The following is a 16,519-nucleotide window of genomic DNA, read 5'->3' as shown; positions in this document are numbered from 1 at the left end:
GCCACGATAAATGATCTAAAGGTGCACCATGGATGGATTGATATTTATCGCTGGTTTGGCGTTGTTCCTGTGCCTGGTGGTATTACCTATTTCTGTGGTGGTATCGCTCGGCCGTGGCAACCGCAACCAGCGGGAAATTGCCCAACTGACACTGACCATCACCCAGTTGCAAAAACAGGTGGATGATCTCCGCTTCGAGGAAACCGGGAGATCACGGCCGCCGCCAACGCCAACTCCCCAGGTGCCACCTGTGGCTGCGAAGACAACGCATGACTTTGCTGCGCATGCTGCCCAACAGTCTGCCGTGCAGCCAACTGCTGAAATAGCCGTGCCTCCACCGGTTAAATCCGCCTGGGAGCCCGCAGTTCCAAAACCAGCCGCATCAGTAACAACCATTCCTCGCCCGCCTATTGCTGATAGACCTGCCATTGATAAACCACAGCAACCGAAAAACGACCTGCTCAGCGGGCTGGTGGGCTGGTTTATGCAAGGTAATCCGCTGGCGAAGCTGGGTGTCTTGCTGCTGTTCTTCGGTTTGGCCTACCTGATGAAATACACTGTTGAACGTGACATGCTGCCTATTGAGTTCAGGTTAATGGGCGCGGCGGTAGCTAGCGGCGTTTTACTGTGGTTTGGCTGGCGTCTGCGTGTTAAACAGACGATGTATGCCCTGATCCTGCAAGGGGGCGCGGTTGGCGCGCTCTATATCACCGTATTTGGTGCCTTCCGGCTTTATCAACTGTTGCCACATATGCTGGCATTTGGCCTGATGCTGGTGATCTGCGCCGCCAGCGTGGGCTTGGCCGTATTGCAGCGTGCCCTCAGCCTGGCGATGCTTGCCAGCATTGGCGGCTATCTTTCACCTTTGCTGTTGTCCACCGGTGGCGGCAGTTATATCGCGCTATTCTCCTATTATCTGCTGCTCTCGCTGGGCATTCTGGCGATCAGCGTCTGGCAGCCATGGCGGCCACTTAACCTGCTGGGCTTTGTTTTTTCCTTTGGCGTCGCTGGGCTGTGGGGAGTAAACAACTACCTGCCGGAATACTACCTGGGCTGCCAGCTGTTCCTGATTGCCAATATCGTGATTTTTGGCGTGCTATGCCTGGCGTTGACTCTACGTGCACAGTTGCCTGGCGAGAAGATTATCGATGGCGCGCTGCTGTTTGGCCCACCGTTAATCGGTTTCGGCATGCAGTATCTGATCGTTCGCCAGTGGGAGTTTGGCCCGGCGTTCTCGGCGCTGGGCTTCGGTTTGGCTTACCTGTTACTGGCCTGGGCCGCATTGAAGCGCTACCCATCCCTGGGCCGCATGTTGGCGGTTTCCGGTTTGGCACTAGGCGGGGTGTTCACTACGCTGGCTATCCCATTGGCACTGTCTGCTGAGTGGACATCCATGGCTTGGGCGCTGGAAGGGCTGGGCATTCTGTGGCTTGGTCGTGAGCAAAAGCAAATCCGCATGAGCCTCAGCGGTTCTGGCCTGCTGGTGCTGGCCTTGGCTTCCGCCCTGGTGGCTCTTGGCGCTGGAATGACGACGCTCTCCTTCACGCTGGTGTTCGCCGTACTGGCATTAACTTGGCTAGCGGTGGCATTCCTCTGGCGCGATCTGGAGAGCGAGGCTGCATTCAGGCTGGTTGTCAGCCGCTCCTTCCTGGCTGGCGGCATCCTGCTCTGGCTGGTTTGCCTGCTCGGTTTTGCCGGGCGATTGCCGCTTGATTATGGCTACGGGGCTTTCCTGGCGTTGGTCTTGTTGACGCTATCCGTAGTGCTGTGGCGTTGGGTGGCACAAAGGCTGGCCTGGCTCGAACTAGGTTATAGTATTTGGCTACTGTGGCCGGGTATGTTGGCCATGCTGTTGTTCCAATTGGTCGACTTTGATTCTTTATTGTCCTTCGGCTGGCCGAATCTGGTCTGGTTACTGGCCTTGCCGGTGGCGTACTGGCTGCTGAAGCTCGAAGCGGGCTCCCTGCCGTTACTGCGCCTGCAGCAAGGATTACACCTGTCTCTGTTCTGGATGGTGGTGTTTGCGCTGGGTTATGAAGTCTTTTGGCGCACGATGCGCTTGCCGTGGGGCATGGATGAATGGCAATTGGGCCTGCAAATGGGCTTCCTCTCCCTGATCATCTTGGCTACACATGGTGCGCTGCGCAAAGGATGCTGGCCGTTTGCCGAACATCGTCAGCTGTATGGTGCGATTGCCTTGGCCCCATTGGCGGCGTTGGCTTTGCTGCTGTTGCTGGTAGGCAACGTGTTCGATGGGGTCAGTATAGGCTGGCGTTATTTACCACTGTTGAACCCGTTGGAAGAGGGGGCTGGTTTTGCACTCTTGGCACTGGTGACTCTGGGGCTGTTTGTCCGGCGGGAATCCCCGCAGTTTGCTGCATTGCTGAAACAGGCGCTACCGCTGTTTACCCTCGCGATGCTGTTCTGGTGGGGCAATGGGGCGGTCCTGCGTGCACTGGCCTATTACGCCGATATTGCCTGGCGGGTTGATACGCTCTGGGGCTCCCGCCTGGTGCAGACCACCTTCGCTTTGCTGTGGATGCTGATAGCGCTGATCGTCATGGTGTTGTCAACTCGCCGTGGGCAGCGTGAGGTCTGGTTTGGCGGTGCGGCGTTGCTCGGAATCGTCATTGTTAAGCTGATGCTGGTTGATAGCGCCCGGGGTGGGGGATTGGCTCGTGCCATCGCGTTTATCGGCGTGGCGATACTGGTGTTGATCGTGGGATATTTTTCCCCATTGCCACCCAAAGCGGTGCGCGGTAAGGAACCCAATGTGGCAAGCGAACGAGGGAATGTATGAAAGTAAAACTGAATAACTGGTTGCTGCTGGGGTCGCTTTGTCTGGCCGGTGCGGCCAATGCGGAGCCGGTGGCTGAAAAACCGCAAGATTTCGCCTATGGCATCTCGCTAACCACTGAAGGCAGCGCGCCATTTTTCCGTATTGAACTGCCTGAGGCAGTGTATACCGAGAGCGTTTGGCCGGATCTGCGCGATGTGCGGGTGTTCAACAATCAGGGGCAGGCCGTCCCCTTTGCATTGGCCGCGAACGTCACTACTCAGGACAATAGCCAGACTTTCCCTCTGCGTCTGTTCCCGATGAAGGGTAAAAGGGTCACTAATCAGGAACAACAGGTGATTTCGTTAAAATCCGCAGGTGGTGTTGAAGTTACCTTGCCTGTGGATAGCGACCAGCCAATGGGGAACACCTATCTGCTGGAGATCCCGCAGCATGAGGGCAACTATCCCCGTCTGACCCAGTTAAAACTGGCCTGGGAGCGTCAGCCCGAGAATTGGCAGACCCGCGTTAGCCTGTTTTCTAGCCGCGATTTAAAAGACTGGTCGAGCAGCGCTGAGGATGTGCCCTTGATGGATCTGGTCTCTGGCAGCGATCGGTTGCTGTTGGATACCATCGATCTTGATGACTATGCCAGACCTCGTTATCTGCTATTGGTGTTCAACGATGCCAAAACGGCCCCTGATTTGAAGATCCGGTCAGTGCAGGGGATTGCGGCGTCCAGACACACCGAACAGCAAAGGATCGGCCTGACCTTCAACCAAAAAGCCATTTCGCCAGGTGAGGCGGAATATAGCTGGCCGAATCCTCAACCCTTGAACAATATCAGCATTCGGCCGACGCAGAGCAATACGGTATTGCCGCTCGAGATCGATTACCGCAGCGCAGCAAGTGACAATTGGCACCCTCTGACCAAGCAGGTGGTGTTCTCGGTGAATGGCCGCACCGCAGAGGCAATCCCGCTGAACGGCTTGCTGGTGCAGGGTATCCGCTTGAAAGGCATCAACCAGCAATGGGGCGATTCACTGCCAGAAGTCTCGGCACAGCGCGATAGCCAAACTTTGATATTCAATGCCCAGGGAACCACGCCATTCCTGCTGGCGTGGGGAAATAAAGCGGCCCAGCCTCAGGCGATCCCTTTAGATAGCCTGATCCCGGCAGAGCTGCGTAAAACGATAGATGCCGATGCGTTGCCAGAAGCTGGGTTGCAATCCCAAGTGACCCTGGGCGGCACCGAACGCTTGAGCGCGGTAGATGCCGCAGAAGAGGCCAGTATGTGGAAGAAAGGCCTGCTCTGGCTGCTGCTGGTTGTGGGGGCGGGGGGATTGGTGTTGCTGGCGCTGAAGTTGTGGAAAGAGGTTCAGCAGAAGCCGCAATAGGGCGGGCAGGTGGGATAGAAAACAAGGGGTGATGCTGAATGTGTTGCCCTTTGGTGGTTGATTCAGTTGGTAGATGTCATCTCTGAAGGGATCTATACCGACGACAACAAGTAATCCTCCCTCAATTGTTTGACCGCGCGAAAAATGAAAGAAAGTTAATGATCCCTATGACATCACGGCTTGTTTGGGTTCATATTATAAACTTGTTTATTACGTGGTTAATTTTAAGGATAAGAGTATGTCAACAGTAATAGATAAAGCACTGGACTTCATTGGCGGTATGAACACATCAATACCCACACCGCATCCCATGGATGAAAGTACCGCTAAGGGAATACTTAAGTATTTGAGAGAATTAGGTGTGCCGGCTAGTGCAGCCGATGTCACTGCACGAGGTATTAAAGAGGGGTGGGATACCGGGTTCACGAAAAAAGTGGCCGGGTGGGCTGATAAAATTCAGTCTGGTGGTCGTGTTGTTATTAAAAATCCTGAATACTTTTCTTCGTACATGCAAGAAGAACTCCGGGCACTAGTTTGAGTTAACCGTTAGCAAATGGGTTAAGTACTCTAGGCGCTTTCACTATCAATGTGGGAGCGTTCCATCTATCAATCACACATTACGAGTGGTATTCGTTATACCAGTTTAAAGAATCCATAATTTCTCTCATTAGGCTATCGGGAAGAATAGATTCATCATCACTGTTAGCCAGTTCGAGTATTTTCCTCGGAGTAAGCCCCACATCGGCTAATAGCGGCCATCTGGTCTGCACATTCTGGACCGTTACAGCATCAGGAACATCATGAAGATTAAAAGGTATGCCCATAATGGCACGTCTGAGCATGCAATTTTTTGTTTCTTTAATGACCAATCCCCCCGGTAAAACTCGCTTATACTTCGTTGCGGTATCCTGAAAAAACAAAGGACTCACGTTTTTAGCGTAAGTCCTTGTTATATTTGGTGGCCCCTACTGGACTTGAACCAGTGACCAAGCGATTATGAGTCGCCTGCTCTAACCAACTGAGCTAAGGGGCCAGGCGGCGTGATTATACGGTAATCATGGGATGCAGGTCTACACCCATAAAACCATATGATGTTTTTATGCACAGTTCTAGCCTGTTGTAATTGCAGGCAGATTTTGCGATAACCGCGGTTAATTCCTTTTAACGGACTGGTGATACTCATGGAACTCTTGGCGCCAAACCTACAGGTGGTGTTCTGCGGCATCAATCCTGGCCTTTCCTCTGCCCACCAGGGCTATCCTTTTGCCAATGGCAGTAACCGTTTCTGGAAGGTGATCCATCAGGCGGGCTTCACCGATCGCCAGTTGGCCCCGGAACAATGGCTACAACTGCAAGAAAACGGTTGTGGGATCACCGCTCTGGTCGCGCGCCCAACGGTGGCGGCCAGTGAACTTTCACGCGATGAACTGCGCGGTGGCGGTGAGGTGCTCAAAGAAAAAATTCTGCGTTACCAACCTCGTGCTTTGGCGATCCTGGGCAAACAGGCGTTCAGCAGTGCGTTTGGCGTGCGTAATGCCGCTTGGGGGCGTCAGGAGATGATGCTGGGTAAAACCGAGGTGTGGGTATTGCCTAATCCCAGTGGATTGAATCGTGCCACGCTGGAGCAGCTTACCGAGAGCTACCGCGAGCTATTCCTGGCGTTAAAATAAGGCATAAAAAAACCCCGGCGAGCCGGGGTTCTTACGAGGTTGTTAAACCTTAGTCATCCAGGAAGCTGCGCAGTACTTCTGAACGGCTTGGGTGGCGCAGTTTACGCAACGCTTTGGCTTCGATCTGACGAATACGCTCACGGGTAACGTCGAACTGTTTGCCCACTTCTTCCAGCGTGTGGTCAGTGTTCATATCGATACCGAAACGCATACGCAGCACCTTCGCTTCACGTGCGGTCAGGCCAGCCAGGACGTCATGTGTGGCAGAACGCAGGCTTTCAGAAGTGGCAGAATCCAGTGGCAGCTCGAGGGTGGTATCCTCGATGAAATCGCCCAGATGTGAATCTTCATCATCACCAATCGGCGTTTCCATGGAGATCGGCTCTTTGGCGATCTTCAGTACCTTACGGATTTTGTCTTCTGGCATCAGCATACGCTCGGCCAGCTCTTCCGGCGTTGGCTCACGGCCCATCTCTTGCAGCATCTGGCGCGAAATACGGTTGAGCTTGTTGATTGTCTCAATCATATGCACCGGAATACGGATGGTACGTGCCTGGTCGGCGATAGAGCGGGTGATAGCCTGACGGATCCACCAGGTGGCGTAAGTCGAGAACTTGTAGCCACGACGGTATTCAAACTTGTCTACCGCTTTCATCAAGCCGATGTTGCCTTCCTGGATCAGATCCAGGAACTGCAGGCCACGGTTGGTGTATTTTTTGGCGATCGAGATAACCAGACGCAAGTTGGCTTCAACCATCTCTTTCTTCGCGCGGCGGGCTTTCGCTTCACCGATCGACATACGACGGTTGATGTCTTTCACCTGCTCGATGGTCAGGCCGGTTTCTTCTTCGATCTGACGCAGTTTTTGCAGGCTGCGCTGAACATCTTCATTAACGTCTTTCAGCTTCTCTGACCAGGGTTTACCCATTGCCAGTGCCGCTGCGAACCAGGTGTCGCTGGTTTCGTTGCCGGCGAACAGGGTGACGAAGTTTTTCTTCGGCATTTTGCACTGCTCAACGCACAGCTTCATGATGATACGTTCTTGCGTACGAACGCGATCCATCATGGTACGCATGCTGTTGACCAGGAAGTCGAACTGTTTTGGCACCAGGCGGAACTGCTTGAACACTTCAGACAGCTTCAGGATCTCTTCTGCTGCGCTGGAGTGGCTACGGCCGTTCTTTTTGATAACCAGACGAGTGGCTTCGTACTGATCGCGCAGATCGGTAAACTTCTGGCGCGCCAGTTCAGGATCGATGCTGTTGTCGTCTTCAGCTTCGTCTTCTTCATCTTCGTCTTTGTCGTCGTCGTCCTGCTCTTCGGTGGTTAATTCAGAACCGATGTGCGTGGCGGTAGGGGCGATGTCTTCTTCCGCGTTAGGATCGACGAAGCCGGTGATCAGATCGGACAGGCGTGCTTCGCCAGCCTCGACACGATCGTACTGCTCCAGCAGATAGGTGATGGCTTCAGGGTACTCTGCAACCGAGCACTGCACCTGGTTGATGCCGTCTTCGATACGCTTGGCGATGTCGATTTCGCCTTCACGCGTCAGCAATTCAACGGTACCCATTTCACGCATGTACATGCGCACTGGGTCAGTGGTACGCCCGATTTCAGATTCTACGCTGGACAGCACCTGAGCGGCAGCTTCTTCCGCATCTTCGTCTGTGCTGTTGGTATTTTCAGCCAGCAGCAGGTCATCGGCGTCCGGTGCTTCTTCCATCACCTGGATGCCCATGTCGTTAATCATCTGGATGATGTCTTCGATCTGATCGGAGTCGACGATATCTTCCGGCAGATGGTCATTGACCTCAGCATAGGTCAGATAGCCTTGCTCCTTACCACGTTGGACAAGAAGTTTAAGCTGTGACTGCGGGTTTTGCTCCATAAGACGGTATCCACACTTCAGAGTATTTGGGTTGGTGTCGGTCGGCGAAACCGCCAACAATAGCATTTGGGGCGTTTTTGTTGTTGCCGCGGCCCACTGTGGCGGCATATTGCAGGGCTCTGCCCTCGCATTTATCGGCACTTAAGCCGTTTGGTATTCAGTCTTTCTTCGCCAATGCCAGTTGTAATGACCAGAGTTCCTTGCGTTCGTCTGCATTCAGGCCATGCGTTCTGTCACGTGCGATCAAATCTTCCTGACGTTTTTCCAGCACCGAGTCATAGAGATTCGTCAGAGTATCTAAAAAGTGTTGTTCAACTTGTTCCTCAACGATCATATGGTTCCATGTCGCCAAGGTTTCAAGCTGCGGGCTCAATTTGTTATCTCGGTACAGCTCCAGCAACTGGCCGGTAGTCAGGCCCGGCTGCGCTAAACAGGTCTGCACCAGTTCAACAAATAGCGGTAAACCCGCCTGTTTAGTCTGCTCTAGCCCTTCCAGAGAAGGGATAAGTGTAGCCAAACGCGGATTTTGCACCAGTAATCCTATCAGTATACGCATGGTTGTGCGTTTTAGCTGGGGCGCCTGATAAGTATTCGCATTTTCCGCCTGTTTGGGCATCAGCTTGTCGAGCTGGCTATCGTCCAGCAGGCCCAGTTTGCTGCCTAGCTGTTGGCGCAGGTAGAGACGTAATGTCTCGCCCGGCACCTGAGTGATCAGCGGTAGCGCCAAGGTACTCAGTTTGGCACGGCCATCCGGGCTGCTCAGGTCGACCTGTGGCATCAACGTTTCGAACAGGAAAGTGGAAAGCGGCTGCGCCAGCTCCATTCGCTGTTCGAAGGCGTCTTTGCCTTCTTTACGGACCAAGGTGTCCGGGTCTTCGCCATCTGGCAAAAACATAAACCGTAACTGACGCCCATCGTTCAGATAGGGCAGTGCGGTTTCTAACGCGCGCCAGGCTGCTTCACGGCCAGCCCTGTCGCCATCGTAACAGCACACAACGTTATCGGTAGCGCGGAACAGCAGCTGAATATGTTCAGCCGTTGTCGAGGTTCCGAGTGAGGCAACGGCATAATCAATGCCATATTGCGCTAACGCCACCACGTCCATGTAGCCTTCGACCACCAGCAAACGTTGCGGGTTGGCGTGGCTCTGCTGTGCTTCATACAGGCCGTACAACTGACGGCCCTTGTGGAATACTTCGGTTTCCGGCGAGTTCAGGTACTTGGGCATACCGTCGCCCAGTACGCGTCCACCAAAAGCGATTACCCGCCCGCGTTTGTCGCGGATGGGGAACATCACACGCTCGCGGAAGCGATCGTAAGTGCGCCCTTGATCGTTAGTCACCAACATTCCGGCATCGTTCAGTGCTGCCCGGCTGTCGGTATCACGCCCGAAACGTTTTAACGCATTATCCCAACCGGCAGGTGCAAAGCCGATGGCAAAATGGCGGATAACGTCGTCACTCAATCCGCGCTGTTGCAGGTAGTTGCGCGCCTGCGTCCCGTTGGATTGATGCAGTGACTGTTGATAGAACGCGCTGAGCTGTTCCATCAGTTGATATAGGCTTTGACGCTGATGGCGTTCGATTGGCGTCGGTCCGGTGCCTGCCTCGTAAGGCACTTCCAGCCCGTGCATGGTGGCCAGTTCCTCGATGGTTTCGACAAACTCGAGTCTGTCGTAATTCATCAGGAAGTCGACGGCGTTACCGTGCGCTCCACAACCAAAACAGTGATAAAACTGTTTGTCGCCATTAACGGTGAATGAAGGCGTTTTTTCGTGGTGGAACGGACAGCACGCGTGATAGTTCTTGCCCTGTTTTTTAAGCTTTACCCGGGCGTCGATCAGATCGACGATGTCGGTGCGAGCCAGCAAGTCATTGATAAATACACGCGGAATTCGTCCAGCCATAAGCCCCTGTTACGATTGCCTATAAACGAGAACAAGCCGCGCATTCCTTTCGGAAAGCACGGCCTTCGTATGCAACTACTCGGTCTGCGTGTTCTTGAAAAAGAACAAAAATCACGCGGTGGGGTTACCCCCGAAGGATTAATACAGACGAGTGCGGCGTGCGTTTTCGCGAGCCAGTTTCTTCGCGTGGCGTTTTACTGCAGAAGCTTTAGCGCGTTTACGTTCGGTAGTCGGTTTTTCATAGAACTCACGACGACGAACTTCAGCCAAAACACCCGCTTTTTCGCAGGAACGCTTGAAACGACGCAGTGCAACGTCAAATGGCTCGTTTTCACGTACTTTAATTACCGGCATGTGCCTCTCACCTCAATAGAATTCGGTTTGCTGCTGGCCAAGCGCCAGCCTTTTCAAAATGGTGCGGAATTTTACTTCAATGGATGCTGCTTTGTAAAGCACCATAGCAAATTGAAACACGCCGCGTTCCGGCAAACTCGCGCAATTATGCATCGGCCGCCGATTATAGACTAATCAGAAAAAATTGCTCGTTTTTAATCACCCGGCGGGCAACCTTGTGAATCATCGACATAGCGCACCATCGCGGCCAGGGTGCTGCAGGCTGGCGGTAAATGGCGTTGATTGTGATAAACTGGCGGCCGCACGTGAATGATGGGAAATGTAATGCGCGTATTGGGTATAGAAACGTCCTGCGATGAAACCGGTATTGCAGTGTATGACGATCAAGCCGGTTTGTTAGCCAACCAACTCTACAGCCAGGTGAAACTGCATGCCGATTACGGCGGTGTGGTGCCAGAACTGGCTTCCCGCGATCACGTGCGCAAGACAGTGCCGCTGATCCAGGCCGCACTGAAAGAGGCGAACCTGAAGCCTACCGATATCGATGGCGTGGCGTATACCGCCGGGCCGGGTCTGGTGGGGGCCTTGTTGGTTGGGGCAACCATTGGCCGCGCGTTGGCGTTTGCCTGGGGCGTGCCTGCGGTGCCGGTGCATCATATGGAAGGCCACTTGCTGGCACCGATGCTGGAAGACAACCCTCCGGAGTTTCCGTTTGTGGCACTACTGGTGTCTGGCGGCCATACCCAACTGATCAGCGTGACCGGGATCGGTGAATATACTTTGCTGGGGGAGTCGGTTGACGACGCCGCTGGCGAAGCGTTCGACAAAACGGCCAAGCTGTTAGGGCTGGATTATCCCGGCGGGCCGATGCTGTCGAAAATGGCGCAGCAGGGCACTGAAGGGCGTTTTACCTTCCCACGCCCAATGACCGATCGCCCAGGGCTGGATTTCAGTTTCTCCGGCCTGAAGACCTTTGCCGCCAATACCATCCGCTCTAACGGCAACGACGATCAAACCCGTGCCGATATTGCCCGTGCTTTTGAAGATGCGGTGGTGGATACGCTGGCGATCAAATGCAAACGCGCGCTGGAGCAGACCGGGTTTAAACGCCTGGTGATGGCCGGTGGCGTCAGTGCCAACCGCACGTTGCGCAGCAAGCTGGCAGAGCTCATGAAAAAACGCGGTGGCGAAGTGTTCTATGCCCGCCCGGAATTCTGTACCGACAATGGGGCGATGATCGCTTATGCCGGGATGGTTCGAATGAAGAACGGGGGTAACCCGGAGTTGGGCGTTACCGTACGCCCACGTTGGCCGCTGGCAGAGCTGCCTGCGGTGTAAAAGCCAAGGGCCGGAATTTCCGGCCTTTCAATCATTCTTCTTTGTGTTCTTCCTGTTCTAAAACACCGTCTTTCTTCTTGCGGAACTTACCCCAGATTTTCCCTTCCTGGCCGCGCCATAGGCGCTGGATATTGTCGTGATGGCGCATCAGGATCAGGCAAGAGAGCATCGCTACCGGGAAGGTAAACTGCGGTTTGAACCACCAGACATAGAACGGTGCAATCAGCGCGCTGACGATCGCCCCGAGCGAGGAATAGCCGCTCAGCAGCACGGTCAACAGCCAGGTGCCGGTCATCAGGCCAGTGAGATCCCAGCCGATCGGCGCAATGGCACCGAACGCCGTTGCCACGCCCTTGCCCCCACGGAAGTGGAAGAACACCGGGTAGATATGCCCAAGACAGGCGGCGATTGCCGTCAGGCCCAGATACAGCGGTGGGACGTTGAACGCATAGGCCAACCAGACTGGCAGCATCCCTTTTAGTATATCGAACACCAACACCGTAGCCGCCGCCAGGCGGCCGCCGATACGCAGGACGTTAGTCGCCCCTGGATTTCCCGATCCATGTTCACGCGGATCCGGTAGCCTGGCGATCCGGCAAACCAGGATCGCGCTGGAAATTGAGCCACACAGATACGCGAAGATAATCATGCCAAGCGCGGTAGCACTCATAACGCGGTTCCGTCTAATAATGGTCGTTTTACTCGCAACATCTATGGATAATACGCATATTCCGTCGGAAGTGGTATCCGGCAAGGCCAAAAACTGAGAATGACGTGATGGATATCGTATTTATTGAAGAGCTTACCGTGATCACCACCATTGGCGTTTATGATTGGGAACAAACCATTGCGCAAAAGCTGGTGTTCGATATCGAAATGGCGTGGGACAACCGCCAGGCGGCCGCCAGCGATGATGTGAATGATTGCCTAAGCTATGCCGATATCAGCGATGCGGTCATCCAGCATGTGCAGCCCAATCGTTTTGCGCTGGTGGAGCGTGTCGCAGAGGAGGTATCCGAAATTTTGCTACGGCGCTTTAAATCTCCCTGGGTCCGTATTAAGGTCAGCAAGCCGGGTGCAGTCGCGCACGCCAGCCGGGTTGGGGTGATCATCGAACGCGGTCAGCGCCCAGCCTGACAAGTTGTCACCAATATGCAACTAAAGACCGATATGCTGGTCTGTAACTAGAATTGTTTAAGCGGCAAGGTATTGAACACTGCCGCTTTTTTGTGCTCGTACCTTTAATAGCGTTAAATTTGAAATGGGGTAGTGGTCTGATGGCGGACATGCATTCATTGTTTGTGGCATTCGTGCTTGGGGTAGTCGAAGGGCTGACAGAGTTCCTGCCGGTTTCCTCTACCGGGCACATGATTATCGTTGGTGAGTTACTGGGTTTTACCGGCGATAAGGCGAAAACCTTCGAAGTTATTATCCAACTGGGTTCGATCCTGGCGGTGGTAGTGGTGTTCTGGCGCCGTCTGTTTGGCCTGATCGGCATTCACTTTGGTGGCAAACCTGTTCCTCATGAAGGACAGACGGCAGGGCAATTGAAGTTGGGCCATATCCTGCTGGCGATGATCCCGGCGGTAGCGCTGGGGTTGCTGCTCCACGATATGATCAAATCGCTATTTGAACCGAAAAACGTGATGTATGCGTTAGTGGTCGGGGGCCTGTTGCTGTTGGCCGCCGAATGGCTGAAACCGAAAAAACCAAGCGCGGTCGGGCTGGATGATATTACCTATCGGCAGGCCTTTTTGATCGGTTGCTTCCAGTGTCTGGCGCTGTGGCCTGGCTTTTCCCGTTCCGGCTCTACCATTTCGGGGGGCATGCTGGTGGGCGTGAGCCGTTTTGCGGCCTCGGAGTTCTCCTTTATTCTGGCAGTGCCAATGATGATCGGGGCCAGCGGCCTGGATCTGTACAAGAGCCTGCACTTCCTGACGCTCAGTGACCTGCCGATGTTTGTCGTCGGTTTCGCTACCGCGTTTGTGGTAGCGCTAATCGCCATCAAGACCTTCCTGCAGTTGATCAAGCGTATCTCGTTTGTGCCTTTCGCCATCTACCGCTTTATCGTCGCGGCGGCGGTCTACATGGTGTTTATTAATTAATTCTGGCACCAGCTCGAACGTTTTCTCTTCTCCAATAGTGGGCTCTTGGCCCACTATGTTCATATTACTTGTGTTGGCGCATTCGATTGGTCGCTACCAGTGGCTTCAAATTCCATCAATGAGGAAATCTATTGCCGTTTTTGCAGTAGACGGTGAATTGCATTGTTAAAACGTTCTGTACTCATCGCTGAAACAGCCGTGTTCATCATGAAAACGATTTAATGCCTCGAGAGTTCCCTTGTTTTCTTCCTGCCATTTTTTCGTTGCGTGATTATGTAGTTTGGCAGCAAAGCTGGCGTTAAGGTTAATAACCATATTGTTAATAAGTCTATTATTTACTGTCATGTATGTACTCCTGCTGTTGTCTGTACCACATCATACACATATTTAAAAAGGCGATAGCGCGAGGGGTCCCCAAATAATGGTGCTGCTTAATCTTGCTCATTTAGCACCCCTTCTCCCCACTTTTGGTCCGACCAATGCCGGAAAAATGTGAACCTCTGGCACATAAACGGCAAAAACCCAAACAGACACATTGCATGTTTTTAACAGTAAGTTAACTATCGGTTATCAATCATATGACTTCGCCCTGTTAGTACGACCCATTAAGCGGAGGAGTATGTAAATAATCGCGGGAGTTAACTACATGGAAGTCTGGCAACAAGTTTATGATCCCATTGGTAATATCTGGCTATCAAGTGCGGTCGCGGCGCTGCCCATTGCGTTTTTTTTCTTGGCGTTGATTAAACTGAAGCTCAAGGGGCATATTGCAGCAACGTTAACCGTTGGTATAGCTTTGCTGGTGGCGTTATTCCTCTACCGGATGCCCATCGATCGAGCGCTTGCTGCGGTGGTTTATGGTTTTTTCTACGGGTTGTGGCCGATAGCCTGGATCATTATTGCCGCAGTATTTGTCTACCAGATTTCGGTGAAGACCGGGCAGTTTGACATCATCCGCTCTTCCATTCTCTCTATCACCCCCGACCAACGTTTACAGATGCTGATCGTTGGCTTCTGTTTTGGTGCCTTTCTGGAAGGTGCCGCCGGGTTTGGCGCACCGGTAGCCATTACCGCCGCCTTGTTGGTTGGGCTAGGGTTCAATCCGTTGTATGCCGCAGGGCTTTGCCTGATCGTCAACACCGCCCCGGTGGCTTTCGGCGCGATGGGCATCCCGATTATCGTTGCGGGCCAGGTGACCGGGTTGGACAGCTTTGCAATCGGGCAGATGGTCGGGCGCCAATTGCCGTTCCTGACGATTATCGTGCTGTTCTGGATCATGGCGATTATGGACGGTTGGCGCGGCATTAAAGAAACCTGGCCTGCGGTGGTTGTGGCGGGGGGAAGCTTTGCCTTGGCGCAGTATCTCAGCTCCAACTTTCTTGGGCCAGAGTTGCCAGACATCATCTCCTCGCTGGTTTCACTGGTATGCCTGACGCTGTTTCTGCGGGTTTGGCAGCCAAAACGCCTGTTCCGTTTTGATAATGCCGAGGGGGCCGTCGCCGACCAAACGCTGGTGCAGCAGCACTATGCTTTAGGGCAGATTATTCGCGCCTGGATGCCGTTTATTTTCCTGACCGCTACGGTCACCCTGTGGAGCATCCCGCCGTTTAAAGCGCTGTTCGCTCAAGGTGGTGCGCTGTACGATTGGGTGTTCTCTATTCCGGTGCCTTTTCTGGATAAGTTGGTGGCCAAAATGCCGCCGGTGGTGGCAAACATCACGCCTTATGTCGCCGTTTTCAAACTTGACTGGTTCTCTGCCACCGGCACCGCCATTATGGTTGCTGCGATCGCCTCTGTGATTTACCTGCGCATGAAGCCCAAAGACGCGCTCACCACGTTGGCTGAAACGCTAAAGGCGTTGATGTTGCCCATTTATTCCATTGGCATGGTGTTAGCCTTTGCCTTTATTTCCAACTATTCCGGCCTGTCGGCAACCTTGGCACTGGCATTGGCGCATACCGGTAGCGCGTTCACCTTTTTTTCACCGTTCCTTGGCTGGTTGGGCGTATTCCTGACCGGCTCAGACACTTCGTCCAACGCGTTGTTTGCCGCTCTGCAGGCCACCACCGCCCAGCAGATCGGCGTTTCGGATGTGCTGTTGGTTGCGGCTAACACCACCGGTGGAGTCACAGGCAAAATGATTTCACCACAGTCTATCGCGATTGCCTGTGCCGCCGTGGGGTTGGTGGGGAAAGAGTCTGACCTGTTCCGCTTTACGGTAAAACACAGCCTGATCTTCACCTGTATGGTGGGGGTTATTACTACGCTTCAGGCTTACTGGCTAACCTGGATGATCCCATGACTGTAAATCTTCAACCCATTGAGCCACTACGCTCGGCCGATCGTTTGGTTGAGCGTATCAAGGTGATGATCCGCGAACGCCAACTGGAAATGGGGATGCGCTTGCCTGCCGAGCGCCAGTTGGCCAACGAGTTGGGTGTCTCGCGTTCCTCTTTACGTGAGGCGATTCAAAAACTGATTGGTGAAAAAGCGCTCATCAGCCGACGTGGCGGCGGAACCTATGTCTGCGACGAGCTTTCCCCCTGGTCGGAGCAATGCATCGTGGAACCGCTGAGAACCTTGGTTGCCGACGATCCTGACTATCGTTATGACATTCTGGAAGCTCGCCACGCCATTGAGGCCAGCACCGCCTGGCATGCGGCAATGCGCGCCACCGCCGCAGACAAAGAGAAGCTACAGGCTTGCTTTGACGCCATGTTAGCGCTTCAGGAGAGCGATCATCCTGAACTTGCCGCTCAGGCGGATGTGCGCTTCCATTTGGCGATTGCCGAGGCTTCACACAACGTGGTGTTGCTGCAAACCATGCGCGGCTTTTTCGATTTAATGCGCACCTCCGTCATGCATAGCCGCCAGCGTATGTACACCCAGCCGACGATTTTCACCCGGCTGACTGAACAGCACGAGGAACTGCTGCTGGCGATCCTGGCAGGCGATCCTGAACGGGCGGGTAAAGCGGCCAAATCTCACCTGGGATTCGTGCATTCCACCATTAAAAATCTGCATGAAGACGAGGCCAGGCAGGCGCGTATAACCCGCCTTCCTGATGACAATTCACCGTAACAAA

General features: G+C 53.8%; 14 protein-coding genes and 1 tRNA gene. 9 read left to right on the top strand and 6 right to left on the bottom strand.

Going from position 1 to position 16,519, the window contains the following annotated elements:
• The first annotated feature begins 28 nt into the window (after positions 1 to 28).
• The 3 genes from ACMV5H_RS01365 (at position 29) to ACMV5H_RS01355 (ending at position 4,711) form a co-directional block, all read left to right on the top strand.
• On the top strand, positions 29 to 2,800 hold the full coding sequence (locus tag ACMV5H_RS01365; RefSeq protein ID WP_414821345.1) for a DUF2339 domain-containing protein: 2,772 nt from the start codon (positions 29 to 31) through the stop codon (positions 2,798 to 2,800).
• The gene (locus ACMV5H_RS01360) at positions 2,797 to 4,173 is read left to right on the top strand and encodes a DUF3999 family protein (protein ID WP_414821344.1); all 1,377 of its coding nucleotides are present in this window, start codon (positions 2,797 to 2,799) and stop codon (positions 4,171 to 4,173) included. Before ACMV5H_RS01365 ends, ACMV5H_RS01360 begins: the two co-directional genes overlap by 4 nt.
• A gap of 238 nt (positions 4,174 to 4,411) precedes the next feature.
• A complete protein-coding gene (locus ACMV5H_RS01355) occupies positions 4,412 to 4,711 on the top strand; it encodes a DUF1889 family protein (protein ID WP_414821343.1) in 300 nt (99 codons plus the stop codon).
• Between the two features lie 418 nt (positions 4,712 to 5,129).
• Here the strand turns inward: ACMV5H_RS01355 and ACMV5H_RS01350 are convergent.
• A tRNA-Ile gene (locus tag ACMV5H_RS01350) sits at positions 5,130 to 5,206 on the bottom strand.
• A 148-nt stretch (positions 5,207 to 5,354) separates the two neighbouring features.
• On the opposite strand from ACMV5H_RS01350, the gene mug reads away from it, so the two are divergent.
• Positions 5,355 to 5,843: a G/U mismatch-specific DNA glycosylase gene (gene mug / locus ACMV5H_RS01345; RefSeq protein WP_071682895.1), complete on the top strand. Its 489-nt coding sequence runs from the start codon at positions 5,355 to 5,357 to the stop codon at positions 5,841 to 5,843.
• Positions 5,844 to 5,892: 49 nt separating this feature from the next.
• Here the strand turns inward: mug and rpoD are convergent, their stop codons facing one another.
• From rpoD to rpsU, 3 genes are all read right to left on the bottom strand, one after another.
• The gene (gene rpoD / locus ACMV5H_RS01340) at positions 5,893 to 7,731 is read right to left on the bottom strand and encodes an RNA polymerase sigma factor RpoD (RefSeq protein WP_414821342.1); all 1,839 of its coding nucleotides are present in this window, start codon (positions 7,729 to 7,731) and stop codon (positions 5,893 to 5,895) included.
• A 157-nt stretch (positions 7,732 to 7,888) separates the two neighbouring features.
• Positions 7,889 to 9,637: a DNA primase gene (gene dnaG, locus ACMV5H_RS01335; RefSeq protein ID WP_059201884.1), complete on the bottom strand. Its 1,749-nt coding sequence runs from the start codon at positions 9,635 to 9,637 to the stop codon at positions 7,889 to 7,891.
• A gap of 138 nt (positions 9,638 to 9,775) precedes the next feature.
• Entirely contained in the window at positions 9,776 to 9,991 is a 216-nt protein-coding gene (rpsU, locus tag ACMV5H_RS01330; protein WP_001144069.1) for a 30S ribosomal protein S21, read from the bottom strand.
• Positions 9,992 to 10,315: 324 nt separating this feature from the next.
• Here rpsU and tsaD point away from each other — a divergent pair, with 324 nt between their 5' ends.
• Positions 10,316 to 11,329 (top strand): tRNA (adenosine(37)-N6)-threonylcarbamoyltransferase complex transferase subunit TsaD, encoded by a 1,014-nt coding sequence (gene tsaD, locus ACMV5H_RS01325; RefSeq protein WP_115159962.1) that lies wholly within the window; start codon positions 10,316 to 10,318, stop codon positions 11,327 to 11,329.
• 31 nt (positions 11,330 to 11,360) lie between these two features.
• On the opposite strand, the gene plsY is transcribed toward tsaD, so the two are convergent.
• Complete coding sequence (gene plsY, locus ACMV5H_RS01320; protein ID WP_021179487.1) at positions 11,361 to 11,999, bottom strand: glycerol-3-phosphate 1-O-acyltransferase PlsY; 639 nt, start codon at positions 11,997 to 11,999, stop codon at positions 11,361 to 11,363.
• Positions 12,000 to 12,106: 107 nt separating this feature from the next.
• Between plsY and folB the strand changes: the two genes are divergently transcribed.
• Together folB and bacA are read left to right on the top strand one after the other, a co-directional pair.
• Positions 12,107 to 12,466: a bifunctional dihydroneopterin aldolase/7,8-dihydroneopterin epimerase gene (gene folB / locus ACMV5H_RS01315; protein ID WP_021806879.1), complete on the top strand. Its 360-nt coding sequence runs from the start codon at positions 12,107 to 12,109 to the stop codon at positions 12,464 to 12,466.
• A gap of 140 nt (positions 12,467 to 12,606) precedes the next feature.
• Complete coding sequence (gene bacA, locus ACMV5H_RS01310) at positions 12,607 to 13,434, top strand: undecaprenyl-diphosphate phosphatase (RefSeq protein ID WP_414821341.1); 828 nt, start codon at positions 12,607 to 12,609, stop codon at positions 13,432 to 13,434.
• Positions 13,435 to 13,599: 165 nt separating this feature from the next.
• On the opposite strand, the gene ACMV5H_RS01305 is transcribed toward bacA, so the two are convergent.
• Entirely contained in the window at positions 13,600 to 13,749 is a 150-nt protein-coding gene (locus ACMV5H_RS01305) for a type II toxin-antitoxin system CcdA family antitoxin (RefSeq protein ID WP_414821367.1), read from the bottom strand.
• A gap of 331 nt (positions 13,750 to 14,080) precedes the next feature.
• Here ACMV5H_RS01305 and lldP point away from each other — a divergent pair, with 331 nt between their 5' ends.
• Both lldP and lldR read left to right on the top strand, forming a co-directional pair.
• Positions 14,081 to 15,736 (top strand): L-lactate permease, encoded by a 1,656-nt coding sequence (lldP, locus tag ACMV5H_RS01300; protein WP_414821340.1) that lies wholly within the window; start codon positions 14,081 to 14,083, stop codon positions 15,734 to 15,736.
• Positions 15,733 to 16,515: a transcriptional regulator LldR gene (lldR, locus tag ACMV5H_RS01295; RefSeq protein ID WP_414821339.1), complete on the top strand. Its 783-nt coding sequence runs from the start codon at positions 15,733 to 15,735 to the stop codon at positions 16,513 to 16,515. The genes lldP and lldR overlap by 4 nt, the downstream gene beginning before the upstream one ends.
• The last annotated feature ends 4 nt before the right edge of the window (positions 16,516 to 16,519 follow it).

The sequence above is a fragment of the Serratia sp. N21D137 genome (assembly GCF_047530005.1).
In the GTDB taxonomy this organism is placed as follows: Bacteria; Pseudomonadota; Gammaproteobacteria; order Enterobacterales; family Enterobacteriaceae; genus Chania; species Chania fonticola_B.
The sequence above is the reverse complement of the archived record's forward strand: the minus strand, read 5'-3'. Positions and strand labels throughout refer to the sequence as shown.

Bases quoted from the DNA above. Each gene is read 5' to 3' on its own strand.
- mug (WP_071682895.1), top strand. From the start codon at position 5,355: ATGGAACTCTTGGCGCCAAACCTACAGGTGGTGTTCTGCGGCATCAAT.
- lldR (WP_414821339.1), top strand. From the start codon at position 15,733: ATGACTGTAAATCTTCAACCCATTGAGCCACTACGCTCGGCCGATCGT.
- ACMV5H_RS01360 (WP_414821344.1), top strand. From the start codon at position 2,797: ATGAAAGTAAAACTGAATAACTGGTTGCTGCTGGGGTCGCTTTGTCTG.
- dnaG (WP_059201884.1), bottom strand. From the start codon at position 9,637: ATGGCTGGACGAATTCCGCGTGTATTTATCAATGACTTGCTGGCTCGC.
- rpsU (WP_001144069.1), bottom strand. From the start codon at position 9,991: ATGCCGGTAATTAAAGTACGTGAAAACGAGCCATTTGACGTTGCACTG.
- lldP (WP_414821340.1), top strand. From the start codon at position 14,081: ATGGAAGTCTGGCAACAAGTTTATGATCCCATTGGTAATATCTGGCTA.
- plsY (WP_021179487.1), bottom strand. From the start codon at position 11,999: ATGAGTGCTACCGCGCTTGGCATGATTATCTTCGCGTATCTGTGTGGC.
- ACMV5H_RS01355 (WP_414821343.1), top strand. From the start codon at position 4,412: ATGTCAACAGTAATAGATAAAGCACTGGACTTCATTGGCGGTATGAAC.
- folB (WP_021806879.1), top strand. From the start codon at position 12,107: ATGGATATCGTATTTATTGAAGAGCTTACCGTGATCACCACCATTGGC.
- ACMV5H_RS01305 (WP_414821367.1), bottom strand. From the start codon at position 13,749: ATGGTTATTAACCTTAACGCCAGCTTTGCTGCCAAACTACATAATCAC.
- ACMV5H_RS01365 (WP_414821345.1), top strand. From the start codon at position 29: ATGGATGGATTGATATTTATCGCTGGTTTGGCGTTGTTCCTGTGCCTG.
- bacA (WP_414821341.1), top strand. From the start codon at position 12,607: ATGGCGGACATGCATTCATTGTTTGTGGCATTCGTGCTTGGGGTAGTC.
- tsaD (WP_115159962.1), top strand. From the start codon at position 10,316: ATGCGCGTATTGGGTATAGAAACGTCCTGCGATGAAACCGGTATTGCA.
- rpoD (WP_414821342.1), bottom strand. From the start codon at position 7,731: ATGGAGCAAAACCCGCAGTCACAGCTTAAACTTCTTGTCCAACGTGGT.